Source organism: Microbulbifer sp. CNSA002 (assembly GCF_047324085.1).
Lineage (GTDB): Bacteria > Pseudomonadota > Gammaproteobacteria > Pseudomonadales > Cellvibrionaceae > Microbulbifer.
The window spans coordinates 596,866-620,335 of the sequence record NZ_CP172449.1 but is presented as its reverse complement, the minus strand read 5'-3'; the positions used below and the strand labels follow the sequence as shown (position 1 = coordinate 620,335).

The window sequence follows — 23,470 nt, the reverse complement described above, 5'->3', positions numbered from 1 at the left end:
TCGCGACTACCAAATGCTTACAGGGGGCTTAACTTGCTGTCGCCTTTCAGGCTGGCCGGCGGCCAGTTTTCCAGGCGCATACCCAGGGACAAACCACGGGAAGCCAGTACGTCCTTGATTTCAGTCAGAGACTTCTTACCAAGATTCGGCGTCTTCAGCAGTTCTACTTCAGTGCGCTGAATCAGATCACCGATGTAGTAAATGTTCTCTGCCTTCAGACAGTTCGCCGAACGTACAGTCAACTCCAGGTCGTCTACCGGGCGCAGTAGTACCGGATCAACTTCAGGCTCTTCAGCCTTCGGCTGTGCATCCTTCTCGCCTTCCAGGTCCACAAATACTGCGAGCTGTTGCTGCAGAATAGTGGCGGCGCGACGAATAGCCTCTTCCGGGTCCAGGGTACCGTTGGTCTCCAGATCCAGAACCAGCTTATCCAGGTCAGTGCGCTGTTCTACACGCGCGCTTTCCACGCTGTAGGAAACGCGACGCACCGGGCTGTATGAAGCATCCAGCTGCAGACGGCCAATTGCACGGCTTTCCTCTTCCTCGCCACGACGAGCATCGGCGGGCTGGTAGCCACGGCCGCGCGCTACAGTGAGACGCAGGTTGAGCTCGACATCACCAGTAATATTGGCGATCACGTGCTCAGGATTAACGATCTCGATGTCGTGATCTACCTGGATATCTCCAGCAGTCACCGCACCTGGGCCCTTTTTGCTCAGGCTCAATACCGCCTGATCCTTACCGTGCATAACAACGGCGATTTCTTTCAGGTTGAGCAGGATTTCAATTACATCTTCCTGCACACCTTCGATCGCGCTGTACTCGTGCTCGACACCTTCGATTTCCACCTCGGTGACGGCGCAGCCCGGCATGGAGGACAGCAGGATGCGACGCAGCGCATTGCCAAGAGTGTGGCCAAAGCCACGCTCCAGGGGCTCCAAAATCACTTTGGCGTGATTCGGATTGTACTCGGTGACGTCAATACGACGCGGTGTCAAAAACTCGTTGACAGCAGTCTGCATAGCCATACCTGTTTACAGTTGCATTCCTTAAAGTGGACTTATTGTTACTTGGAGTACAGTTCCACGATAAGGTTTTCGTTGATCTCTGCCGGCAGATCGACACGATCCGGAGTGCGCTTGAAAGTGCCTTCCAGTTTGCTCGCGTTTACGTCTACCCACTCGACATCGCCACGCTGGGCAGCGAGGGAAACGGAATTCTGGATACGCAGCTGCTTCTTGGCTTTCTCACGTACAGCGATAACGTCGCCTTCTTTAACCTGGAAAGAAGGGATGTTAACGGTAGTGCCGTTTACAAGAATCGCTTTGTGGGAAACCAGCTGACGCGCTTCAGAGCGAGTTGAGCCGAAGCCCATGCGGTAAACCACGTTGTCCAGACGCTGCTCGAGAAGTTGCAGCAGGTTTTCACCTGTAGCGCCCTTCAGACGTGCTGCTTCCTTATAGTAGTTACGGAACTGCTTTTCCAGTACGCCGTAGATACGACGAACTTTTTGCTTTTCACGCAGCTGAATACCGTAGTCGGACAGACGACCGCGACCAGCGCCGTGCTGACCGGGTTTGGATTCTGCGCGACACTTGGAGTCGTGCGGACGAACACCACTCTTCAGCTGCAGGTCAGTCCCTTCACGACGGGACAGTTTACATTTTGGTCCAATATAACGTGCCATTTTGTCAGCCCCCTCTTACACGCGACGCTTTTTAGGTGGACGACATCCGTTATGCGGGATAGGCGTCACGTCGGTGATGTTGGTGATCTTGTAGCCGCAGTTGTTCAGTGCACGAACGGCAGATTCGCGACCGGGGCCAGGGCCCTTAACTTCTACGTCGAGGTTTTTCAGGCCGTATTCCTGAGCTGCAGTACCTGCGCGCTCAGCGGCAACCTGGGCTGCAAACGGGGTGCTCTTACGCGAGCCACGGAAGCCAGATCCACCTGCGGTGGCCCAGCTGAGGGTATTACCCTGGCGATCAGTGATCGTCACGATCGTGTTGTTGAACGATGCGTGGATGTGGGCAATACCGTCGACAACGGTCTTTTTGACCTTTTTGCGAACAGTAGTTTTTGGCTTAGCCATACCAGTATCCTAAATCCTGTATCAAATCCCCTCGGCGATTAACCGGACGGGGCATCTTGAACCGCGATTTCGCGCCTTTTAGTTAAGGCTTACTTGCGAATCGGCTTGCGCGGACCCTTACGGGTGCGAGCATTGGTCTTGGTGCGCTGACCACGCAGCGGCAAGCTGCGACGGTGACGCAGACCGCGATAACAACCCAGGTCCATCAAACGCTTGATGTTCATGGATATTTCACGGCGCAGGTCGCCTTCCACGGTCAGTTTTGCAACTTCACCACGGATGGTTTCGATCTGCTCTTCAGACAGTTCGCGGATTTTGGTGGATTCAGCGATACCAACCGCTGCCAAAATAGACTTAGCCGTAGTGCGACCAACCCCATAAATGTGGGTCAGGGAGATTACGGCGTGCTTGTGGTCTGGTACATTGACACCAGCAATACGTGCCATAGAGGCGTACTCCACGTATTGGAGTCACTGCTTTATATTAAGTATGTGACTCTACTTTGATTTCGGCGCTGACAGCGACTAAAAAACCGGCGGCGCCACCAAAAAGGCGCGCAAGAATAGCTTTTCAGACACTAATTTGCAATAGCCAACGTCCGCATCGGTCCCCCGAAGCGGATGAAGACGACAGTCAACGCCCCCAGTTGGAAGTTTGCTGTTGCTAACTTCCCACCCCAAAAAACTTCTCGGGGTGTTGCCATTCGATACGGGGCTGTATCGAGTAGCGAATTTTTCCAGCTTTTACAGAGGCGCCCTGAGGGCGCTCTCCGCAAGGGGCTGGCCCCTTCTTAGCCTTGACGCTGCTTGTGACGTGGCTCAGCGCTGCAGATTACCCGCAGAACACCCTTGCGACGCACGATTTTGCAGTTACGGCAGATCTTTTTTACAGAAGCGCGTACTTTCATGACCTTACCTCAATTCAATCAAACTGCGAGCAGGCGACGCCCTAGCGACGACCGTAGCTTTGCAGGTTAGATTTTTTCATCAAACCCTCGTACTGGTGCGACAGCAGATGCGATTGTACCTGTGCCATAAAGTCCATCACTACGACTACAACGATCAGCAGTGAGGTACCCCCCAGATAGAAGGGAACGTTAAACCCAACCACCAGGAACTGCGGCAGCAGGGATACCAGTGCGATGTATACAGCACCCACCAGAGTGAGGCGAGTCAGCACGCTATCGATATAGCGGGCCGTCTGCTCTCCAGGGCGAATACCTGGCACATAAGCACCGGACTTTTTCAGGTTATCCGCAACTTCATTCGGGTTGAACATCAACGCCGTGTAGAAGAAACAGAAGAAACCAATCAACAGTGCGAACAGAATAATGTTCAGCGGTTGCCCTGGTCCAAGCTGCAACGCCATCCACTGCAGGATCTCTGCACCGAGACCTTCCCCGCCCTGACCAAACCACTGTGCCAGTGTGGCCGGGAACAACAGGATACTGCTGGCAAAGATTACCGGAATTACACCGGCCATGTTTACCTTCAGCGGCAAGTGGCTCGCCTGTGCAGCTGGAGCTGCAGAGTAACGTCCCGCTTGGCGCCTGGCGTGGTTGATCGTAATGCGACGCTGGCCGCGTTCCATAACAACCACAAAGAACACTACAGCAAGAGCGATGACGCCAATCATCAACAGCATGAGTATGTGCAGCTCACCCTGTCTCGCCTGTTCAAATGCCTGGCCGATGGCACCGGGTAAACCGGCGACGATACCGGCAAAAATCAGCATGGAAATGCCGTTGCCAACACCGCGCTCAGTGATCTGCTCACCGAGCCACATCATAAATACAGCACCAGTCACCAGTGACGTTACCGCCACAAAGTAAAAACCAAACGCGGGCTCAGATGAGTAAGCCAGGTTCTGCCCTGCCAGGCCGAAAGTCATACCGATCCCCTGAATCAGGGCCAGTATTACCGTCAGATAGCGGGTGTACTGGTTGATCTTACGTCTTCCGGCCTCCCCTTCCTTCTTCAACGCTTCCAGAGAGGGAGTCACCGCGCTCATCAACTGCATGATGATGGACGCGGAGATGTAGGGCATGATGCCCAGCGCCAGAATACTCATCCTTTCCAGGGCGCCGCCTGAAAACATGTTAAACAGCCCAAGGATGGTTCCCTGGTTCTGGTTAAACAGGTTTGACAGCTTTTCCGGATCAATGCCGGGCACCGGAATATGTGTCCCCAGTCGATAAACAAGAATCGCTAGAAACAGAAAACGAAGGCGAGCCCAAAGCTCGCCCAATCCCTTGCTGTTGCCCAGGGGATTTCCACCGGATCCTGGTCGTGCCATTGGCGCCTCGATTAGTCTTCTATTTTACCGCCAGCAGCTTCAATCGCTGCCTTTGCACCTTTGGTAACTCCCAGACCCTTAACGGTAACAGCTTTAGTCAGCTCACCTGAGAGGAACACTTTGGCGCGTTTAATATGGCTGCCGATAATATCGGCATTCTTAAGCGCTGCCAAATCGATTACGTCATTTTCTACCTTCGCCAGCTCAGCCAGACGTACTTCTGCGGTAAAGCGAGAAACACGAGCGGTGAAACCGTACTTAGGAAGACGCTTCTGCAAAGGCATCTGACCGCCTTCGAAGCCCGGACGAACACTGCCGCCGGAACGCGCTTTCTGACCTTTGTGGCCGCGGCCACCGGTCTTACCAATTCCGCTACCAATACCGCGACCAACGCGCTTGGCGCTGTGCTTGTGGCCTGGTGCTGGAGACAAGTCGTTCAAACGCATGTTATTCCCCCTCAACCTTAACCAGGTAGTTTACTTTGTTGATCATACCGCGCACGGAGGGAGTATCCTCCACTTCCACTGTGTGGCCGATGCGGCGCAGGCCCAGACCCGCAACGCACGCCTGATGACTTTTCAGGCGTCCGTTGATGCTTTTGGTCTGGGTCACTTTTATGGTCTTCTTAGCCATGGTCTTAACCCACCAATAACCTTAAATCCGAGCTGTAATTAGCCCAGAATCTCTTCGACAGATTTACCGCGCTTGGCAGCTACATCTTCCGGGCTCTGCATTTGCTCCAGAGCTTTGAAAGTTGCACGTACTACGTTCACCGGGTTGGTGGAGCCGTAACACTTAGCCAATACGTTGTGTACACCAGCCATTTCCAGAACGGAGCGCATAGCACCGCCGGCAATTACACCGGTACCCTGGGAAGCGGGCTGCATGTAAATCTTGGAACCGCCGTGGCGACCATTGGTAGCGTACTGGATGGTGTCACCATTCAGGTCTACCTGGATCATGTTGCGGCGTGCAGATTCCATCGCCTTTTGAATCGCTACAGGCACTTCACGTGCCTTGCCACGACCAAAGCCAACACGGCCATTGCCATCACCAACTACGGTCAGTGCGGTAAAGGCGAAGATACGACCACCTTTAACAGTCTTGGCAACGCGGTTGACCTGGACCAGCTTCTCCTGCAGGCCTTCGTCGTTGCTTTTGTCTTTCTCTCTAGCCATAACTCAACCCTTAGAATTTCAGACCGGCTTCGCGGGCAGCGTCAGCCAGAGCCTTAACACGGCCATGGTATCTGAAGCCGCTACGATCGAAGGCAACTTGTTCAACGCCAGCGGCTTTCGCGCGCTCAGCGATCAGTTTGCCAACTGCGGCAGCAGCGTCAGCGTTGCCAGTTTTACCAGAGCGCAGGTCCTTGTCCAGGGTAGAGGCAGAAGCCAATACCGCGCTGCCTTCGGCAGACAGGATCTGTGCGTAAATGTGGCGCGGGGTGCGGTTCACGGTGAGGCGAACGGCGCCCAGCTCACGGATCTTGGCGCGGGCACGACGTGCACGACGCAAGCGAGATGCTTTCTTAACGTTCATATCTATGCCCTACTTACTTCTTCTTGGCCTCTTTGCGATACACGCGCTCGTCGGCATAACGGACACCCTTACCTTTGTAGGGCTCCGGCGGACGGAACGAGCGGATCTCAGCGGCCACTTGGCCCAGCAGCTGTTTATTGCTGCTCTTCAGTACGATTTCAGTCTGGGATGGAGTTTCCGCAGTCACGCCTTCCGGCAACTGATAATCGATCGGATGGGAGAAGCCCAGGGTCAGGTTAACCGCTTTACCGGCTGCTTTCGCACGATAACCAACACCCAGCAACTGCAGCTTCTTCTCGAAGCCCTTGCTTACGCCTATCACCATGTTATTGACCAAAGCACGGGTGGTACCCGCCAAGGCTCTGGCCTGCTTGGAGTTATTGCGCGCGGCAAAAGTCAGCTGGCTTTCAGCCTCGCTCACTTCTACATCACCGTGAATAACCATATCCAGGTTACCGCTACCGCCTTTAACAGCGATATTTTGACCTTTCAGGTCTACGGTTACACCTGCGGGGATAACTACCGGACTATTTGCTACTCGAGACATTGCAACCCCCGCTTAGAATACGGTGCAAAGCACTTCGCCACCGATACCAGCCTGACGTGCAGCGCGGTCAGTCATCACACCATTAGAGGTGGAAACGATCGCGACACCCAGGCCACCACGTACGGTAGGCAGAGCTTTTTTACCAGTGTAAGCGCGCAGGCCCGGACGGGAAACGCGATTGAGCTCGGCAATAACCGGCTTGCCCTGGAAGTATTTCAGAGCAATGGTCAGTTCCGGCTTAGCGCCTTCGCTTACGTTTAAATCAGTAACGTAACCTTCGTCTTTCAGGACTTTGGCCACTGCTACTTTCAGTTTGGATGATGGCAGGGTGACTTCCGCCTTTCCGCGCGCCAGGGCATTGCGGATGCGAGTCAGCATATCTGCCAACGGATCTTGCATACTCATCTTATGAGACTCCTCAAATCTGCCTTAAACCAGCTGGTAATTACCAGCTGGACTTCACGAGGCCAGGAACATCACCACGCATCGCAGCTTCACGAAGCTTGTTACGGCACAGGCCGAACTTGCGGTATACAGCGTGGGGGCGACCAGTAATACGACAGCGGCGTTGCTGACGTACCGGGCTTGCATCGCGCGGCATTTTCTGCAGCTTGAGTTGAGCCTCCCACTGCTCCTCTTCGGAAGCAGTGGAACTGGCGATGATCGCCTTCAGCTCTTGACGCTTCTCGGCGTACTTAGCTGCGGTTCGAGCGCGCTTGTTTTCGCGCGCAATCATGGATTTCTTCGCCATGGAATCCTCTTAACCCTTGAAAGGGAAGTTGAACGCTTTCAGCAGCGCACGACCTTGATCGTCGTTTGCAGCTGTAGTGGTAATACAAATATCCAGACCGCGGAGCTTGTCTACTTTGTCGTAGTCAATTTCCGGGAAGATGATTTGCTCAGTCACGCCCATAGAGAAGTTACCGCGGCCGTCGAACTGCTTCGGGCTAATGCCACGGAAGTCGCGGATACGCGGAATCGCGATGTCAACCAAACGCTCCAGGAACTCATACATGCGCTCACCGCGCAGAGTTACCTTGCAGCCGATCGGCCAACCGTCACGAATCTTAAAGCCCGCAATAGACTTGCGCGCTTTAGTAACGATGGGCTTTTGACCAGTAATTGCTGTCATATCGTTGACAGCGTGCTCCAGCACCTTCTTATCACCAATCGCTTCACCAACACCCATGTTGATGGTGATCTTGGTGATGCGCGGCACTGCCATCACATTCTCGAGACCAAGCTCTTCTTTTAGCTTGGCCACGAGGTCCTTAGTGTAGAGCTCTTTAAGCTTTGCCATGATCTACCAACCTGCTTTTGCGTCAAGAGCCTTAGATGGCTTCGCCGCTGGATTTGAAGACGCGAATCTTAGTGCCGTCTTCCAGTACTTTAAAGCCCACCCGGTCAGCCTTCTGGGTGTTAGGGTTGAAGATGGCTACGTTGGAAGCTTGGATAGCAGCTTCTTTCTCAACGATGCCACCTGCAATACCCATCTGTGGGTTTGGCTTTTGGTGCTTTTTGATCATCTGTATGCCGGAGACAATCAGACGACCGTCGTTCAGTACTTTACGTACTGAACCACGTTTGCCCTTGTCACGACCGGCGATAACGATCACTTCGTCGTCACGCTTGATCTTGCGCATAACTCTTCTCCGCTCGAGGCCTAGATAACTTCGGGAGCGAGGGAGATGATCTTCATGAACTTCTCACCGCGCAATTCGCGAGTTACCGGACCAAAAATACGGGTGCCAACCGGCGCCAGTTGCTGGTTCAGCAGCACCGCTGCGTTATCGTCAAATTTAATCAGGGAACCGTCCGCGCGACGCACACCTTTTTTGGTGCGAACCACAACGGCGTTCATTACCTGACCTTTCTTCACTTTACCGCGGGGGATGGCTTCCTTAACGGTTACCTTGATAATGTCGCCCACGCCGGCATAACGACGATGGGAGCCGCCCAGCACCTTGATGCACATGACGCGGCGAGCCCCACTGTTGTCAGCTACTTCTAAGTAGGATTCCGCTTGAATCATTGTCTCTCTCCGAAACCTTTCAATTCGGCAGTCAATGCGCTAGGGGTTATACCTTCGCCGCACGCTCTACAATTTTCTGTAAAGCCCAAGATTTGCTCTTGGACAGAGGACGAGATTCCTCGATGGTTACAACATCACCGATGCTGCAATCATTGTTCTCATCATGTGCCTTGAGCTTTGTGGACTTGTTTACAATTTTGCCGTAGATCGGGTGCTTAACACGGCGCTCGATCAAAACGGTGATGGTTTTATCCATCTTGTCACTCACAACCTTGCCGGTCAGAGTACGCTTCAGTTTTGCTTCAGCCATGATTAATTACCTGCCTTCTCGGTCAACACAGTCTTTATGCGAGCAATGTCGCGACGAGTCTGCTTCAGCAGATGAGTCTGAGCCAGTTGACCGGTGGATTTTTGCATACGAAGCTTAAATTGAGCTTCGAGCTGGTTCAGCAGTTCCTGGTTCAGCTCTTCAACTGACTTTTCGCGTAGATCTGCAGTCTTCATTACATCACCGAACGCTTAACGAAAGTTGTTTTTACAGGCAGCTTGGCCGCAGCTAGTGCGAAAGCCTCACGAGCCAGCTCCTCGGACACACCCTCCATCTCATAGAGGACCTTGCCCGGCTGGATCTGAGCTACCCAGTATTCAACGCCACCTTTACCTTTACCCATTCGAACTTCGAGGGGCTTATTGGTAATGGGCTTGTCTGGAAACACACGAATCCAGATTTTACCGCCACGTTTAATGTGACGAGTCATTGCGCGACGAGCCGCTTCGATCTGGCGCGCAGTAATGCGACCACGACCGGTAGCCTTAAGGCCAAACTCGCCAAAGCTCACTTTAGAGCCGCGCTGAGCAAGACCGCGGTTGCGACCCTTCTGTACCTTGCGGAATTTTGTACGCTTTGGTTGCAGCATTTGCGTACCCCTTATTTAGCAGCTTTTTTGCGGCTCTTTACCGGCTTCTCATCGGGCACTTCGTCACCGATTACCTCGCCTTTAAAGATCCACACCTTGATACCGATGATGCCGTAAGTAGTCTTCGCTTCAACATTGGCGTAGTCGATGTTGGCGCGCAGGGTGTGCAGGGGCACACGGCCTTCGCGATACCATTCGGTACGCGCGATTTCTGCACCGCCGAGACGGCCACTTACTTGAATCTTGATACCTTCGGCACCCTGACGCATAGCGTTCTGTACGGCACGCTTCATAGCGCGACGGAACATAACACGGCGTTCCAGCTGCTGGGCAACGTTCTGGCCAACCAGAGCCGCGTCCATATCAGGCTTGCGCACTTCTTCGATGTCGATGTGCACAGGTACGCCCATCTGCGCGCTTACTTCTTTGCGCAGACGTTCTACGTCTTCACCTTTTTTACCGATCACGATGCCCGGACGTGCAGTGTGAATCTTCACACGTGCAGTGTTTGCCGGACGTTCGATCTCAATACGGCTCACAGAAGCGTGGGCCAGTTTTTTGCGAATGTATTCGCGAACTTTCAGATCCGTGTACAGCTTGTCTGCGTACTCGTCGCTGCCGGCATACCAAACAGAGGTATGCTTTTTAACGATACCCAGACGAATGCCGGTAGGATGTACTTTTTGTCCCATGGTTTTCTCGCCTGCTCTCTTATTTCTCGGCCACTTTCACAGTGATGTGACAAGTACGCTTAAGAATGCGATCAGCACGACCTTTAGCACGCGGCTTAATGCGCTTCATGGTCATACCTTCGTCCACAAAAATTGTGGAAACCTTCAGCTCGTCAACGTCAGCACCTTCGTTGTGCTCAGCGTTGGCAATGGCCGACTCCAGTACTTTCTTAATGATCGCCGCACCCTTTTTAGTACTGAAAGCCAGTATATCCAGGGCCTCTTCAACGCCTTTGCCGCGAACCTGATCAGCTACCAGTCGCGCCTTTTGCGCCGATAGACGTGCGCCGCGTAATTTTGCTGCTACTTCCATCTTTATAACCTCGGCTTAGCGCTTCTTCGCTTTCTTGTCCGCAGCATGACCGCGGTAAGTGCGGGTAGCAGCGAACTCGCCCAGTTTATGGCCAACCATTTCTTCGTTAACCAAAACGGGCACGTGTTGACGACCGTTGTGCACGGCAATCGTCAGTCCAACCATTTCCGGCATAATCATGGAACGGCGGGACCAGGTTTTAATCGGCCGACGATCGTTTGCTGCAATCGCTGCCTCCACCTTCTTGATCAAATGCAGATCAATAAAGGGACCTTTCTTTAATGAGCGTGGCACTGTCGATTCCTCTCTAGCTGCTCAGACATCGCGCGGCTTACTTGCCGCGACGACGTACTATCATCTTATCGGTGCGCTTGTTCTTGCGCGTTTTCTTACCCTTGGTCGGAACGCCCCACGGAGTAACCGGATGACGACCACCAGAGGTACGGCCTTCACCACCACCGTGCGGGTGATCTACCGGGTTCATCGCCACACCGCGAACGGTAGGACGAACACCACGCCAGCGTGCAGCACCAGCTTTACCCAGCTTGCGCAGGCTGTGCTCGGAGTTGCTCACTTCACCCAGGGTTGCGCGGCACTCAGCGAGAACCTTGCGCATTTCTCCGGAACGCAGACGAATGGTCGCATACTGACCTTCACGAGCTACCAGCTGCACAGAGGCACCAGCAGAACGGGCCAGCTGAGCGCCTTTGCCTGGCTTCAGCTCGATCGCGTGGATTACAGAACCTACCGGAACGTTGCGCAGAGGCAGAGTGTTACCCACAACAATCGGTGCGGCATCGCCGGACTGAATGGTGGCACCTGCTTTCAGGCCTTTCGGTGCGATAATGTAACGACGCTCACCGTCGGCGTAACACACCAGAGCGATGTGTGCGCTGCGGTTGGGATCGTACTCCAGACGCTCAACTTTAGCCGGAATACCGTCTTTGTTGCGCTTGAAGTCGATTACACGGTAGTGCTGCTTGTGGCCACCACCGATGTGACGGGTAGTGATACGACCATTGTTGTTACGGCCACCACTTTTGCTCTTGCTCTCCAACAGAGGAGCGTAAGGAGCACCCTTGTGCAGGTCGGTGTTAACAACCTTAACCAGGTGACGACGGCCGGCGGAGGTCGGTTTTGTTTTTACAATTGCCATTGTAACGGTCCCCTTTACTCAGCAGCTTCAAAATTGATGTCGCTGCCCTCAGCCAGGCGAACGTAGGCTTTTTTCCAATCGCTGCGCTGGCCCATGCCATTGCGAGTGCGCTTGGTTTTGCCCTTTACGTTCACGGTGCGAACCTGCTCAACGGAAACGTTAAACAGCTTCTCAACCGCAGCCTTGATCTCAGCTTTTTCGGCGTCGGTGGTAACCTTGAAAACTACCTGATTGGCGCTATCCGCCAGTCCAGCAGCTTTTTCGGAAATTACCGGGCCCAGCAGTACTTTGTAGAGTCGCTCTTGGTTCATCCCAGCACCTCTTCAATTTTCTTGAGCGCAGAAACGGTAACCACGACCTTATCAAAGCGAATCAGGCTTACTGGATCGATCGCCTGTACATCGCGGACGTCGATCTTGTGCAAGTTGCGTGCGGCCAGGTAGAGGTTTTCGCTAACCTCTTCAGTCACGATCAGCGCATCGGACAGGTCAAACTGAGCCAGTTTGCTTACCAGCTGCTTGGTCTTGGGTGCGTCCACATCAAAGGACTCAACCACTACCAGGCGCTCCTGACGAGCCAGCTCAGACAGAATGCAACGCAGTGCAGCGCGGTACATTTTTTTGTTCAGCTTAACGCTGTGATCGCGCGGATCAGCGGCGAAGGTTACGCCACCGGAACGCCACAGCGGGCTGCGGATAGTACCGGCACGTGCGCGGCCAGTACCTTTTTGGCGCCATGGCTTCTTACCACCACCAGAAACATCGGAACGATTTTTCTGCGCCTTGGTACCCTGGCGAGCGCCGGCCATGTAGGCCACAACTGCCTGGTGTACCAGATCTTGGTTGAACTCACGTCCGAAAGTCACTTCAGAGACAGCTACTGTGCCTTTAGCGCCTTCGGGAGTAGCGATATTCAGTTCCATATCTATTTCCCCTCAGACTTAGGCTTTAACTGCCGGACGAACGATAACGTTGCCACCGGGTGCACCGGGTACAGCGCCTTTAACCAACAGCAGGTTGCGTTCGGCATCGACACGAACCACTTCCAGGTTTTGCACGGTTACGCGCTCAGCACCCATATGTCCGGCCATCTTCTTGCCTTTCCATACGCGGCCAGGAGTCTGACATTGACCGATAGAACCGGGTGCGCGGTGAGACAGGGAGTTACCGTGGGTTGCGTCCTGGGTGCGGAAATTCCAACGCTTAACGCCGCCCTGGAAGCCTTTACCTTTGGAAGTGCCGGTTACGTCGATCATCTGGCCAGCTTCGAAGCTGGAAACAGTAATTTCAGAACCGATTTCGAAAGTCTCTTCGGAACCGTCAGTGCGCAGTTCGAAAAGATTTGTGCCAGCCTCTACATTGGCTTTGGCGAAGTGGCCCGCTGCGGGCTTGGAGACACGGGAAGCTTTGCGGCTGCCTACTGCTACTTGAACAGCGCTGTAACCGTCAGTTTCCTGAGTTTTCACTTGGGTGACGCGATTCGGAGCAACCTCAACAACGGTTACCGGAATGGATACGCCATCTTCAGTGAAGATGCGAGTCATGCCGCTCTTGCGGCCGACAATACCTATAGTCATCTTTTTTAACCTCTCAGTGCACGGGGCTTTAACCCACTGCGGCCGCCCAATTTCAGAGCGTTACACTACCCGGACCGTTTTCGCCCGGGATTCGGTAGTTAGTAAAAGTGTTAGCCGAGACTAATTTGGACCTCAACACCGGCCGCCAGATCGAGCTTCATCAGCGCGTCGACGGTTTTCTCGGTAGGCTCAACGATGTCCAGCAAACGCTTGTGAGTACGGATCTCATACTGATCGCGAGCGTCTTTATTAACGTGCGGGGAAATCAGTACGGTGTACTTCTCTTTGCGAGTCGGCAGCGGGATAGGACCGCGAACTTGTGCGCCAGTGCGCTTAGCCGTCTCTACGATCTCCTGAGTGGACGCATCGATCAGCTTGTGATCGAAGGCCTTCAGGCGAATACGGATACGTTGACCCTGCATGGAATCAAACTCCAATTATTAACTAAAGAACGTCCTCTTACGCAGCCCCGAGGGCGGGCGAAAAGGAGCGCGAATTCTACGGGGAGCGCAGCAGGCTGTCAACTGTACAGGCTGATCAAATTTCAATCTGTCGAAACTACAATTGAGTACTCCAAGCGGAACGAGGTATCCACAATGACTATCGCCGCAACACTGAGCCAATATTTAAATGACCAATCGGTCGATTACCATCTGATTCAGCACCCGCACACACGCACCAGCCGGGAAAGCGCCCGCGCCGCCCATGTGCGAGAGGATCAGGTGGCAAAAGCGATTTTGCTTCAGGATATAGAGGGTTACGTAATGGCTGTGATCCCAGCCAGCAGCAGCCTCGACATGCGCTCTCTTCACAATGAGACAGGGCGAAACTCACTGCAAATGGTCTCGGAAACCGAGCTCGGCGCCATATTCCCAGACTGTGAACTGGGCGCCCTGCCCGCCCTAGGCCAGGCTTACGGAATTACCACCCTGCTAGACACCAGCCTTGGACACCGTGAAACCATTTACTTTGAGGCCGGTGACCACGAAGAGCTGGTCGAGATGAGCGGCCCTCAATTCACCAAGCTGTTTGCGGGCAGCAGAAGCTGTGATTTAAGCCGGGATTGGCCATAAGCTCGCTAGATTAAAAGCAAATATTAGCGGCCGCAGATATGCCGGAAAGGATTCAATATTGAGCCCCTAACAGAGAGGGGTGATGCTCGCAGCACCAAACAACACCAGCTGGTGCAAGTAGGCAATTATCGGGCACAAAAAAAGCCGCAGCGCGTCCGCTGCGGCTTTTTATTTAGATCAGGAGTAACTATTACTCGATGATCTTGGCAACAACGCCCGCACCTACGGTACGACCACCTTCGCGGATAGCGAAGCGCAGGCCGTCTTCCATGGCGATCGGAGCGATCAGGGTAACAACCATTTGAATGTTGTCGCCCGGCATTACCATTTCAGTACCTTCCGGCAGCTCTACCGCACCAGTTACGTCGGTAGTACGGAAGTAGAACTGAGGACGGTAGCCTTTGAAGAACGGGGTGTGACGACCACCTTCGTCCTTGGACAGTACATACACTTCCGCTTCGAACTTGGTGTGCGGAGTGATGGAGCCCGGCTTAGCCAGTACCTGACCACGCTCTACTTCGTCACGCTTGGTGCCGCGCAGCAGTGCGCCGATGTTCTCACCAGCACGACCTTCGTCGAGCAGCTTGCGGAACATTTCAACACCAGTACAGGTAGTAGTGGTGGTTTCTTTGATACCAACGATTTCGATCTCGTCGCCAGTGTTGATCACACCGCGCTCTACACGACCGGTTACAACAGTACCACGACCAGAGATAGAGAATACGTCTTCGATCGGCATCAGGAACGGCTGATCTACAGCGCGCTCTGGCTCAGGGATGTACTCGTCCAGAGTCTCTACCAGCTTCTTAACAGCGGTAGTACCCATTTCGTTGTCGTCTTCGCCGTTCAGGGCCATCAGAGCGGAACCAACGATGATCGGAGTGTCGTCACCTGGGAACTCGTACTGATCCAGAAGTTCGCGAACTTCCATTTCTACCAGCTCGAGCAGCTCTTCGTCGTCTACCATGTCCGCTTTGTTCAGGAATACAACGATGTAAGGTACACCTACCTGACGGGAAAGCAGGATGTGCTCACGAGTCTGCGGCATGGGGCCGTCAGCTGCGGAACATACCAGGATAGCGCCGTCCATCTGAGCAGCACCGGTGATCATGTTCTTAACGTAATCGGCGTGTCCCGGGCAATCTACGTGAGCGTAGTGGCGAGTCGGGGACTCGTACTCAACGTGAGAAGTAGCGATGGTGATACCGCGCTCACGCTCTTCCGGTGCATTGTCGATACCGTCGAAAGCAACAGCGTCACCGCCCCAAACTTCCGCACATACGCGGGTCAGAGCAGCAGTCAGGGTGGTTTTACCGTGGTCAACGTGACCGATGGTGCCCACGTTCACGTGGGGCTTGGAACGTTCAAACTTTTCTTTTGCCATCTTTAGATGTCCTCTAGCTAAAAGTTTGCCAAAGGGGCCCCAGCTGTTGGCCCGGCCCCCTTTAAGCAGAAGTTAATTAGGCCTTAGTCTTGGCGATGATCTCATCGGCAACATTTTTCGGCGCTTCGGCGTACTTCAGGAATTCCATGGTGTAGGTAGCACGGCCCTGAGTAGCAGAACGCAGGTCGGTTGCGTAACCGAACATTTCTGCCAGAGGTACTTCCGCATTGACAACCTTACCGGAGGGGTTGTCTTCCATACCCTGGATGAGGCCACGGCGACGGTTGAGGTCACCAACCACATCACCCATGTTCTCTTCCGGAGTTACCACTTCCACCTTCATCATCGGCTCGAGCAGTACCGCACCGCCCTGACTGGACAGCTTCTTGGTCGCCATAGAACCGGCGATCTTAAACGCCATTTCATTGGAGTCCACATCGTGGAAGGAACCGTCGTACAGAGTCGCCTTCAGGCCCAGCAGCGGGTAGCCAGCCAGAACACCGTTCTTCATCTGCTCTTCGATACCTTTCTGTACCGCAGGAATGTATTCCTTCGGTACTGCACCGCCCACGATTTCGTTAACGAATTCCAGACCTTCCTGAGACTCGTCTTCGGCGGGCTCAAACTTCACCCATACGTGACCGTACTGACCGCGACCACCGGACTGACGAACGAACTTACCTTCGATCTCAGAGGTGTTGCGGATAGTTTCACGGTAGGCAACCTGAGGCTTACCGATGTTCGCTTCAACGTTGAACTCACGCTTCATGCGGTCAACGATGATATCCAGGTGCAATTCACCCATACCGGAAATAATGGTCTGACCGGTTTCCTCGTCAGTCTTCACGCGGAAGGACGGATCTTCCTGGGCCAGCTTGCCGAGGGCAATACCCATTTTTTCCTGGTCCGGCTTGGACTTGGGCTCAACCGCAACAGAAATTACCGGCTCGGGGAACTCCATACGCTCCAGAACAATCTTGTTGGCTTCGGAGCACAGGGTGTCACCAGTGGTTACGTCTTTCAGACCAATCGCAGCAGCGATGTCACCAGCCAGTACTTCTTTAATTTCCTGACGATCGTTGGAGTGCATCTGCACCATACGACCGACACGCTCCTTCTTCATTTTTACGGAGTTGTATACCGCAGTACCGCTCTCCAGCTTACCGGAGTAAACACGGAAGAAAGTCAGGGTACCAACGAAGGGGTCGGTAGCAATTTTGAACGCCAGTGCAGCGAACGGCGCGTTGTCGTCAGCTTCGCGGCTCTCAACAGTTTCGCCATCTTCCAGAGTACCTTCGATCGCCTTAACTTCAGTCGGCGCCGGCAGGTATTCGATAACTGCGTCCAGTACAGCCTGTACACCCTTGTTCTTAAACGCAGAACCGCCCAGAACCGGTACAATTTCGTTGGCCAGGGTACGCTGACGGATAGCTGCCTTGATTTCTTCTTCGGACAGCTCACCTTCTTCCAGGTATTTTTCCATCAATTCTTCGCTGGCTTCAGCGGCCGCTTCTACCAGGTACTCGCGCATTTCGTCGCACTCGTCCTGCAGCTCAGCGGGGATGTCAGCGTAGTCGAAAGTCATGCCCTGGTCGGCTTCATTCCACAGAATGGCCTTCATCTTCACCAGGTCAACAACACCCTTGAACTCGTCCTCAGAGCCGATGGTCATCTGCAGAGGTACAGCATTCGCGTTCAAGCGGTCTTTCAGCTGGCTCACAACGTTGCGGTAGTTCGCACCGGCGCGGTCCATTTTGTTTACGAATACCATGCGCGGTACTTCGTATTTGTTCGCCTGGCGCCATACGGTTTCAGTCTGAGGCTGAACACCAGAGGAGCCACACAGTACAACAACAGCACCGTCGAGTACGCGCAAGGAGCGCTCAACTTCAATAGTGAAGTCAACGTGTCCTGGGGTATCGATGATGTTTACGCGGTGCTGGTCGAACTGCTGCTGCATGCCAGACCAGAAACAGGTAGTTGCAGCAGAAGTAATGGTGATACCACGCTCCTGCTCCTGCTCCATCCAGTCCATGGTGGCAGCACCTTCGTGTACTTCACCAATTTTGTGGGATAGACCAGTGTAGAAAAGTACGCGCTCGGTAGTAGTGGTTTTACCGGCGTCTACGTGGGCACAGATACCGATGTTACGGTAACGTGCGATGGGCGTTTTACGTGCCACAGTTGTATCCTCGATATAACGGCAAAAGGCAGCCTGGAATTTTCCGTGCTGCCTTTCGGTATTAATTTCCGATGTTGGTATTCATCAGACTTAGAAGCGGTAGTGAGAGAATGCCTTGTTGGCTTCTGCCATGCGGTGTACATCTTCACGCTTCTTGACCGCGCCACCCTTGTTTTGGGCTGCATCGATCATTTCGTTGGCCAGACGCTGAGCCATAGATTTCTCACCGCGCTTACGGGAGAACTCCACCAACCAACGCATTGCCAGAGCCGTACGACGCGAGGGGCGCACTTCTACAGGCACCTGATACGTCGCACCACCAACACGGCGGGACTTTACTTCCACCATAGGCGCGATATTTTCCAAAGACTCCTCGAATACTTCGATCGGATCTTTGTTCAATTTTTCAGAAATAGTTTCAAGTGCACCGTATACGATACGCTCTGCAACTGACTTCTTGCCGCTGATCATGACGTGGTTCATGAACTTGGCCAGGGTGACGTTCCCGAACTTGGGGTCCGGTAGCACTTCGCGCTTGGCGACTACTCGTCTTCTCGGCATGGGTATTGCCTCTCTTCAGGGTTATTCTGAGACGCCGCCGTAAAACATTACAATCCGGCGAGCTCAGCCTTACTCCGGTTGGAAACCGAAACGCAAATCGTTAAAGGTGATTAACCTTTAGGACGCTTGGCGCCGTACTTAGAACGGCCCTGCTTGCGATCGTTTACGCCGGCACAGTCAAGTGCACCGCGTACAGTGTGGTAGCGCACACCCGGCAGGTCTTTTACACGACCGCCGCGAATCAGTACCACGCTGTGCTCTTGCAGGTTGTGGCCTTCACCACCGATGTACGAAGTTACTTCGTAACCGCTGGTCAGACGCACACGGCAAACCTTACGCAGTGCAGAGTTCGGCTTCTTCGGTGTAGTGGTGTACACACGAGTGCAAACTCCGCGACGCTGCGGGCTAGCCTGCAGAGCAGGAACGTCGCTTTTTTCAACTTTGCGTTTTCTCGGCTTACGAACCAACTGGTTGATCGTTGCCATTAAAAATCACTCCAAAAATAAAATGCCCCCACCTCTAACAGTGAGGGCCTATCGTCTGTGTGTATCGTCCGATCCTGGGATCAAACGGAACACCCCACATAAGCGGGGGCCGCATTCTATAAGCGACAACCCGCCTAGTCAATCGGCGACGGAAGTAAGTGCTTACATCACAGACAGTCGCCAATATCAGATCGGGCACCTAAGTGCCCCAACCTACCCCACTCCACCAACAGATAGAGTGGGATACGCCTTATTCGCCTGAGGACTTCAGTGCCTCAGTCAGAGCTGCTTCAACCTCAGCTGCGGAAGGTCCTTCACCGAAGGCCTCTTCCAACTGCAGGCTGCGTTTGCGCTTGCGCTCGCTGTGGTAAGCCAGACCGGTACCAGCCGGGATCAGGCGACCCACAACCACGTTCTCTTTCAAGCCGCGCAGGTTGTCTTCCTTACCAGTTACCGCCGCTTCGGTCAGAACGCGAGTGGTTTCCTGGAACGAAGCCGCTGACAGGAAGGACTCAGTTGCCAGGGACGCTTTGGTAATACCCAGCAGCAGGCGTTCGAACTGAGCGGGCTGCTTGTTCTCGGCACGCAGCTGTTCGTTCTCTTCGATCACGCGCTGGTATTCAACCTGGTCGCCCTTAATCAAGCTGGAATCACCCATCTCGGTGACTTCAACTTTACGCAGCATCTGACGCACGATGGTTTCGATGTGCTTATCGTTAATGCCTACACCCTGGAGGCGGTAAACCTCCTGGATCTCGTTGGTGATGTAGCGAGCCAGCTCTTCAACACCTTTCAGACGCAGAATATCGTGCGGGTTGGACGGGCCATCGGAGATAACCTCACCCTTCTCTACGGTTTCACCTTCGAACACAGTCAGCTGGCGGTGCTTTGGAATCAGAACCTCATAGTGGTCCTTACCATTGGCCAGCGGCTTGCCGTCGCGCGGGGTAATCTGCAGACGAACCTTGCCTTTGGTCTCTTTACCGAAGGAAACGGTGCCGGAGATTTCCGCCAGAATGGACGGCTCTTTCGGCTTACGCGCTTCAAACAGGTCGGCAACGCGGGGCAGACCACCGGTAATATCCTTGGTACCGCCGGATTCCTGCGGAATACGTGCGATTACGTCACCCACGTTCACCTGCTTACCTTCAGCCAGGCTGAGGATTGCACGCGGCGGCAGGGCGTAGTGCGCAGGCGCATTACTGTTCGCCAGAGTCAGCTCTTCGCCGTTCTCATCCAGCAGGGTTACTGCCGGGCGCAGGTCTTTACCCGCTGCCGGGCGCTCGGCCGGATCGATAATCTCGATAGAGGACAGGCCGGTGATATCGTCGGTCTGCTTGCGGATAGAGAGCCCTTCTTCCATACCGGACAGTTTCACCCAACCGGCAACCTCGGTGATGATCGGGTGGGTGTGCGGGTCCCACTTGGCCACGATCTGGCCACCGTCTACCTCGGCACCTTCGTAGACGCTGATCACAGCACCGTAAGGCAGCTTGTAGCGCTCGCGCTCGCGACCGGCGCTGTCGGCAATCGCCAGCTCACCGGAACGGGACACGGCTACCAGAGTGCCAACTTCGGTCTTAACCGTCTTAACATTATGCAGACGTACGGTACCGCCCTGCTTCACCTGGATGCTGTCCGCAGCGGAGGCACGGCTTGCAGCACCACCGATGTGGAAGGTACGCATGGTCAGCTGGGTGCCCGGCTCACCGATGGACTGTGCGGCAACAACGCCCACAGACTCACCCGGGTTGGCGCGGTGGCCACGGGCCAGGTCGCGGCCGTAACACTGGGCACAGATACCGTGTGCAGTCTCACAGGTGATCGGGGAGCGAACCAGAACCTCATCGATGCCCATGGCTTCGATGCGCTCTACCCACTTCTCGTCGATCATAGTGCCGGCAGAAACGGCGATTTCGTCACTGCCTGGCTTCAGTACATCGCGGGCCACTACACGACCGAGGATACGGTCACCGAGAGATTCGATAACATCACCGCCCTCGATTACCGGCGCCATGGTCAGACCATCGTCGGTGCCACAATCCAGCTCGGTAATTACCACGTCCTGGGCCACGTCAACCAAACGACGGGTCAGGTAACCGGAGTTAGCGGTTTTCAGTGCGGTATCCGCCAGACCTTTACGAGCACCGTGGGTCGAGATGAAGTACTGCTGTACAGTCAGACCTTCACGGAAGTTTGCCGTAATGGCGTTTTCGATAATGGAGCCATCCGGACGGGCCATCAGACCACGCATACCAGCGAGCTGACGGATCTGAGCTTCAGAACCACGAGCACCGGAGTCTGCGTACATGTATACGGAGTTGAAGGAGTCCTGCTTGGTCTCGTTGCCCTCGCGGTCGATCACCTTCTCTTTCTTGATACCGGCCATCATCGCCTGGGTTACCTTGTCGTTGGTGCGGGACCAAACGTCGATAACCTTGTTGTACTTCTCTCCCTGGGTTACCAGGCCGGAAGCAAACTGGCTTTCAATCTCTTTCACTTCCGCTTCAGCGGCATCGATCAGTTCAGCTTTTTCAGCTGGAATCTCAAAGTCGTTCACACCAATGGAGGAACCGGACTTGGTAGAGAAATCGAAACCGGTGTACATCAGCTGGTCGGCAAAAATAACCGTCGCCTTCAGGCCTACCTTGCGGTAGCACTCGTTCAGGGCGCGGGAGATTGCCTTTTTCTTCATCGGCTGGTTGACGTGCGCAAACGGCAGGCCTTCCGGCACGATGTTCCACAGCAGCGCGCGGCCTACAGTGGTGTCCTGAATGGAGATAGTCTCGTGCTTCTCACCGTCTTCGCCGACGATATTTTCGCGGATACGCACCTTGATCTTCGCTTGCAGACCAACCTGCTTGGCGTAGAAAGCGCGGCTCACTTCTTTGATATCGGAGAAGAACATGCCTTCGCCTTTATCGTTAACGCGCTCGCGGGTCATCCAGTACAGACCCAGTACCACGTCCTGGGACGGTACGATAATCGGCTCACCGTTAGCAGGCGACAGGATGTTGTTGGTGGACATCATCAGCGCGCGGGATTCCAGCTGCGCTTCGATCGTCAGCGGTACGTGTACCGCCATCTGGTCACCGTCGAAGTCGGCGTTATAGGCCGCACAAACCAGCGGGTGGAGCTGGATTGCCTTACCTTCAATCAGTACCGGTTCAAACGCCTGGATACCCAGACGGTGAAGGGTCGGTGCACGGTTAAGCAGTACCGGGTGCTCGCGGATCACTTCGTCGAGGATATCCCAAACGACGGCTTCCTCGCGCTCAACCATCTTCTTGGCAGCTTTGATCGTAGTGGCCAGGCCACGGGATTCCAGCTTGCCAAAGATAAACGGCTTAAACAGTTCCAGTGCCATCTTCTTGGGCAGACCACACTGGTGCAGACGCAGAGTCGGACCTACCACGATCACGGAACGACCGGAGTAGTCAACACGCTTACCCAGCAGGTTCTGACGGAAACGACCCTGCTTACCTTTAATCATGTCAGCCAGGGACTTCAGCGGGCGCTTGTTGGAGCCGGTGATGGCGCGACCGCGACGGCCGTTATCCAGCAGTGCGTCAACAGACTCCTGCAGCATGCGCTTTTCGTTGCGCACGATAATGTCTGGCGCGTTCAGCTCAAGCAGACGCTTCAGACGGTTGTTACGGTTGATCACACGACGGTAGAGGTCGTTCAGATCGGAGGTCGCAAAACGACCGCCATCCAGCGGTACCAGCGGACGCAGATCCGGCGGCAGAACCGGCAGAGCCTTCATCACCATCCACTCCGGGTTGTTGCCGGACTTGTAGAAGGCTTCCAGCAGCTTCAGGCGCTTGGACAGTTTCTTGATCTTGGTTTCGGAGTTGGTCGCCGGGATCTCTTCGCGCAGGCGCTGGATTTCTGCGGGCAGCTCGATGTCCGCCATCAGCTCCTGGATCGCCTCGGCACCCATTTTCGCTTCAAACTCGTCGGCGAACTCTTCCATCGCCTCAAAGTACTGCTCGTCATTCAGCAGCTGGCCGCGCTCCAGGGTAGTCATACCCGGCTCGGTAACAACGTAAGATTCGAAGTACAGCACGCGCTCGATATCGCGCAGGGTCATGTCCAGCAGCAGGCCGATACGGGACGGCAGGGACTTCAGGAACCAGATGTGTGCAACCGGGCTGGCCAGCTCGATGTGACCCATGCGCTCACGGCGAACCTTGGCCTTGGTCACTTCAACGCCACACTTCTCACAGATAATGCCGCGGTGCTTCATGCGCTTGTACTTACCGCACAGGCACTCGTAGTCTTTTACCGGGCCAAAGATCTTGGCACAGAACAAGCCTTCACGCTCAGGCTTGAAGGTACGGTAGTTGATGGTCTCCGGCTTTTTCACTTCGCCGTAGGACCAGGAGCGAATCATGTCCGGTGATGCCAGACCGATACGAATCGCATCAAACTCTTCCAGCTGCTCCTGGGACTTCACCAGATTTAATAAATCTTTCAAGGCCTTTCCTCCACTAGGGGGTAGTCAACCCGGCACTCGCACTAGCCGCCGGGCTAGCCAGCTGCCCCACTGCTTCGAGGGGCGCTGGCACTTGTCTCATTTCACCT

33 protein-coding genes are annotated in these 23,470 nt (G+C 54.4%); 1 reads left to right on the top strand and 32 read right to left on the bottom strand.

What is annotated here, in order from left to right; genetic code table 11:
- Window positions 1-17: 17 nt before the first annotated feature.
- The 27 genes from ACG1BZ_RS02770 to rpsJ all read right to left on the bottom strand — a co-directional run bounded on the left by ACG1BZ_RS02770 (window position 18) and on the right by rpsJ (window position 13,620).
- On the bottom strand, window positions 18-1,022 hold the full coding sequence (locus ACG1BZ_RS02770; RefSeq protein WP_282934387.1) for a DNA-directed RNA polymerase subunit alpha: 1,005 nt from the start codon (window positions 1,020-1,022) through the stop codon (window positions 18-20).
- Window positions 1,023-1,066: 44 nt separating this feature from the next.
- Window positions 1,067-1,687, bottom strand: coding sequence for a 30S ribosomal protein S4 (rpsD, locus tag ACG1BZ_RS02765; RefSeq protein WP_108731669.1), 621 nt, complete (start codon window positions 1,685-1,687; stop codon window positions 1,067-1,069).
- Window positions 1,688-1,702: 15 nt separating this feature from the next.
- Window positions 1,703-2,092, bottom strand: coding sequence for a 30S ribosomal protein S11 (gene rpsK / locus ACG1BZ_RS02760; RefSeq protein ID WP_020411406.1), 390 nt, complete (start codon window positions 2,090-2,092; stop codon window positions 1,703-1,705).
- A gap of 89 nt (window positions 2,093-2,181) precedes the next feature.
- Entirely contained in the window at window positions 2,182-2,538 is a 357-nt protein-coding gene (gene rpsM, locus ACG1BZ_RS02755) for a 30S ribosomal protein S13 (protein WP_282934388.1), read from the bottom strand.
- A gap of 344 nt (window positions 2,539-2,882) precedes the next feature.
- The gene (gene rpmJ, locus ACG1BZ_RS02750) at window positions 2,883-2,999 is read right to left on the bottom strand and encodes a 50S ribosomal protein L36 (protein ID WP_010133825.1); all 117 of its coding nucleotides are present in this window, start codon (window positions 2,997-2,999) and stop codon (window positions 2,883-2,885) included.
- Window positions 3,000-3,040: 41 nt separating this feature from the next.
- Window positions 3,041-4,387, bottom strand: a complete 1,347-nt coding sequence (secY, locus tag ACG1BZ_RS02745; protein ID WP_282934389.1) for a preprotein translocase subunit SecY — start codon at window positions 4,385-4,387, stop codon at window positions 3,041-3,043.
- Window positions 4,388-4,398: 11 nt separating this feature from the next.
- Window positions 4,399-4,833: a 50S ribosomal protein L15 gene (rplO, locus tag ACG1BZ_RS02740; RefSeq protein WP_282934390.1), complete on the bottom strand. Its 435-nt coding sequence runs from the start codon at window positions 4,831-4,833 to the stop codon at window positions 4,399-4,401.
- Between the two features lies 1 nt (window position 4,834).
- Window positions 4,835-5,020 carry a 50S ribosomal protein L30 gene (gene rpmD / locus ACG1BZ_RS02735; RefSeq protein ID WP_020411402.1) on the bottom strand — a complete coding sequence of 62 codons (186 nt, stop codon included), beginning with the start codon at window positions 5,018-5,020 and terminating at the stop codon, window positions 4,835-4,837.
- 38 nt (window positions 5,021-5,058) lie between these two features.
- Window positions 5,059-5,565, bottom strand: coding sequence for a 30S ribosomal protein S5 (rpsE, locus tag ACG1BZ_RS02730; RefSeq protein WP_282934391.1), 507 nt, complete (start codon window positions 5,563-5,565; stop codon window positions 5,059-5,061).
- Between the two features lie 10 nt (window positions 5,566-5,575).
- The gene (rplR, locus tag ACG1BZ_RS02725) at window positions 5,576-5,926 is read right to left on the bottom strand and encodes a 50S ribosomal protein L18 (protein ID WP_282934392.1); all 351 of its coding nucleotides are present in this window, start codon (window positions 5,924-5,926) and stop codon (window positions 5,576-5,578) included.
- 13 nt (window positions 5,927-5,939) lie between these two features.
- Window positions 5,940-6,473, bottom strand: coding sequence for a 50S ribosomal protein L6 (rplF, locus tag ACG1BZ_RS02720; protein ID WP_282934393.1), 534 nt, complete (start codon window positions 6,471-6,473; stop codon window positions 5,940-5,942).
- Between the two features lie 12 nt (window positions 6,474-6,485).
- The gene (gene rpsH, locus ACG1BZ_RS02715) at window positions 6,486-6,878 is read right to left on the bottom strand and encodes a 30S ribosomal protein S8 (protein ID WP_282934394.1); all 393 of its coding nucleotides are present in this window, start codon (window positions 6,876-6,878) and stop codon (window positions 6,486-6,488) included.
- 40 nt (window positions 6,879-6,918) lie between these two features.
- The gene (gene rpsN / locus ACG1BZ_RS02710; RefSeq protein WP_020411397.1) at window positions 6,919-7,224 is read right to left on the bottom strand and encodes a 30S ribosomal protein S14; all 306 of its coding nucleotides are present in this window, start codon (window positions 7,222-7,224) and stop codon (window positions 6,919-6,921) included.
- A 9-nt stretch (window positions 7,225-7,233) separates the two neighbouring features.
- Window positions 7,234-7,773, bottom strand: coding sequence for a 50S ribosomal protein L5 (rplE, locus tag ACG1BZ_RS02705; protein WP_020411396.1), 540 nt, complete (start codon window positions 7,771-7,773; stop codon window positions 7,234-7,236).
- Between the two features lie 31 nt (window positions 7,774-7,804).
- The gene (rplX, locus tag ACG1BZ_RS02700; protein ID WP_108731661.1) at window positions 7,805-8,116 is read right to left on the bottom strand and encodes a 50S ribosomal protein L24; all 312 of its coding nucleotides are present in this window, start codon (window positions 8,114-8,116) and stop codon (window positions 7,805-7,807) included.
- Window positions 8,117-8,136: 20 nt separating this feature from the next.
- Complete coding sequence (rplN, locus tag ACG1BZ_RS02695) at window positions 8,137-8,505, bottom strand: 50S ribosomal protein L14 (protein WP_067151032.1); 369 nt, start codon at window positions 8,503-8,505, stop codon at window positions 8,137-8,139.
- 46 nt (window positions 8,506-8,551) lie between these two features.
- Window positions 8,552-8,815: a 30S ribosomal protein S17 gene (gene rpsQ / locus ACG1BZ_RS02690; protein WP_108731660.1), complete on the bottom strand. Its 264-nt coding sequence runs from the start codon at window positions 8,813-8,815 to the stop codon at window positions 8,552-8,554.
- A gap of 2 nt (window positions 8,816-8,817) precedes the next feature.
- Window positions 8,818-9,009, bottom strand: coding sequence for a 50S ribosomal protein L29 (gene rpmC, locus ACG1BZ_RS02685; protein WP_020411392.1), 192 nt, complete (start codon window positions 9,007-9,009; stop codon window positions 8,818-8,820).
- The gene (rplP, locus tag ACG1BZ_RS02680) at window positions 9,009-9,422 is read right to left on the bottom strand and encodes a 50S ribosomal protein L16 (protein WP_282934395.1); all 414 of its coding nucleotides are present in this window, start codon (window positions 9,420-9,422) and stop codon (window positions 9,009-9,011) included. The genes rpmC and rplP overlap by 1 nt, the downstream gene beginning before the upstream one ends.
- Window positions 9,423-9,433: 11 nt before the next feature.
- Window positions 9,434-10,114, bottom strand: coding sequence for a 30S ribosomal protein S3 (rpsC, locus tag ACG1BZ_RS02675; RefSeq protein WP_282934396.1), 681 nt, complete (start codon window positions 10,112-10,114; stop codon window positions 9,434-9,436).
- Between the two features lie 19 nt (window positions 10,115-10,133).
- Window positions 10,134-10,466, bottom strand: a complete 333-nt coding sequence (gene rplV / locus ACG1BZ_RS02670; protein ID WP_282934397.1) for a 50S ribosomal protein L22 — start codon at window positions 10,464-10,466, stop codon at window positions 10,134-10,136.
- Between the two features lie 15 nt (window positions 10,467-10,481).
- Window positions 10,482-10,760: a 30S ribosomal protein S19 gene (rpsS, locus tag ACG1BZ_RS02665; protein ID WP_069946924.1), complete on the bottom strand. Its 279-nt coding sequence runs from the start codon at window positions 10,758-10,760 to the stop codon at window positions 10,482-10,484.
- A 37-nt stretch (window positions 10,761-10,797) separates the two neighbouring features.
- Complete coding sequence (gene rplB / locus ACG1BZ_RS02660; RefSeq protein ID WP_108731657.1) at window positions 10,798-11,622, bottom strand: 50S ribosomal protein L2; 825 nt, start codon at window positions 11,620-11,622, stop codon at window positions 10,798-10,800.
- Between the two features lie 14 nt (window positions 11,623-11,636).
- The gene (rplW, locus tag ACG1BZ_RS02655) at window positions 11,637-11,933 is read right to left on the bottom strand and encodes a 50S ribosomal protein L23 (RefSeq protein ID WP_282934398.1); all 297 of its coding nucleotides are present in this window, start codon (window positions 11,931-11,933) and stop codon (window positions 11,637-11,639) included.
- Window positions 11,930-12,544 carry a 50S ribosomal protein L4 gene (gene rplD, locus ACG1BZ_RS02650; protein ID WP_020411385.1) on the bottom strand — a complete coding sequence of 205 codons (615 nt, stop codon included), beginning with the start codon at window positions 12,542-12,544 and terminating at the stop codon, window positions 11,930-11,932. The genes rplW and rplD overlap by 4 nt, the downstream gene beginning before the upstream one ends.
- Before the next feature lie 18 nt (window positions 12,545-12,562).
- Window positions 12,563-13,198 carry a 50S ribosomal protein L3 gene (rplC, locus tag ACG1BZ_RS02645; protein WP_108731654.1) on the bottom strand — a complete coding sequence of 212 codons (636 nt, stop codon included), beginning with the start codon at window positions 13,196-13,198 and terminating at the stop codon, window positions 12,563-12,565.
- A gap of 110 nt (window positions 13,199-13,308) precedes the next feature.
- The gene (gene rpsJ / locus ACG1BZ_RS02640) at window positions 13,309-13,620 is read right to left on the bottom strand and encodes a 30S ribosomal protein S10 (protein ID WP_010133849.1); all 312 of its coding nucleotides are present in this window, start codon (window positions 13,618-13,620) and stop codon (window positions 13,309-13,311) included.
- Between the two features lie 174 nt (window positions 13,621-13,794).
- Between rpsJ and ACG1BZ_RS02635 the strand changes: the two genes are divergently transcribed.
- A complete protein-coding gene (locus ACG1BZ_RS02635; RefSeq protein ID WP_282934399.1) occupies window positions 13,795-14,271 on the top strand; it encodes an aminoacyl-tRNA deacylase in 477 nt (158 codons plus the stop codon).
- 190 nt (window positions 14,272-14,461) lie between these two features.
- Here the strand turns inward: ACG1BZ_RS02635 and tuf are convergent, their stop codons facing one another.
- From tuf to rpoC, 5 genes are all read right to left on the bottom strand, one after another.
- Window positions 14,462-15,655 (bottom strand): elongation factor Tu, encoded by a 1,194-nt coding sequence (gene tuf, locus ACG1BZ_RS02630; RefSeq protein WP_108731642.1) that lies wholly within the window; start codon window positions 15,653-15,655, stop codon window positions 14,462-14,464.
- Window positions 15,656-15,731: 76 nt separating this feature from the next.
- Window positions 15,732-17,837 (bottom strand): elongation factor G, encoded by a 2,106-nt coding sequence (gene fusA, locus ACG1BZ_RS02625; protein ID WP_282934400.1) that lies wholly within the window; start codon window positions 17,835-17,837, stop codon window positions 15,732-15,734.
- Between the two features lie 90 nt (window positions 17,838-17,927).
- Window positions 17,928-18,398, bottom strand: coding sequence for a 30S ribosomal protein S7 (gene rpsG, locus ACG1BZ_RS02620; RefSeq protein ID WP_152451131.1), 471 nt, complete (start codon window positions 18,396-18,398; stop codon window positions 17,928-17,930).
- Window positions 18,399-18,508: 110 nt separating this feature from the next.
- A complete protein-coding gene (gene rpsL / locus ACG1BZ_RS02615) occupies window positions 18,509-18,883 on the bottom strand; it encodes a 30S ribosomal protein S12 (protein ID WP_108731651.1) in 375 nt (124 codons plus the stop codon).
- Window positions 18,884-19,133: 250 nt separating this feature from the next.
- Entirely contained in the window at window positions 19,134-23,363 is a 4,230-nt protein-coding gene (gene rpoC, locus ACG1BZ_RS02610; protein WP_282934401.1) for a DNA-directed RNA polymerase subunit beta', read from the bottom strand.
- Window positions 23,364-23,470: the final 107 nt, after the last annotated feature.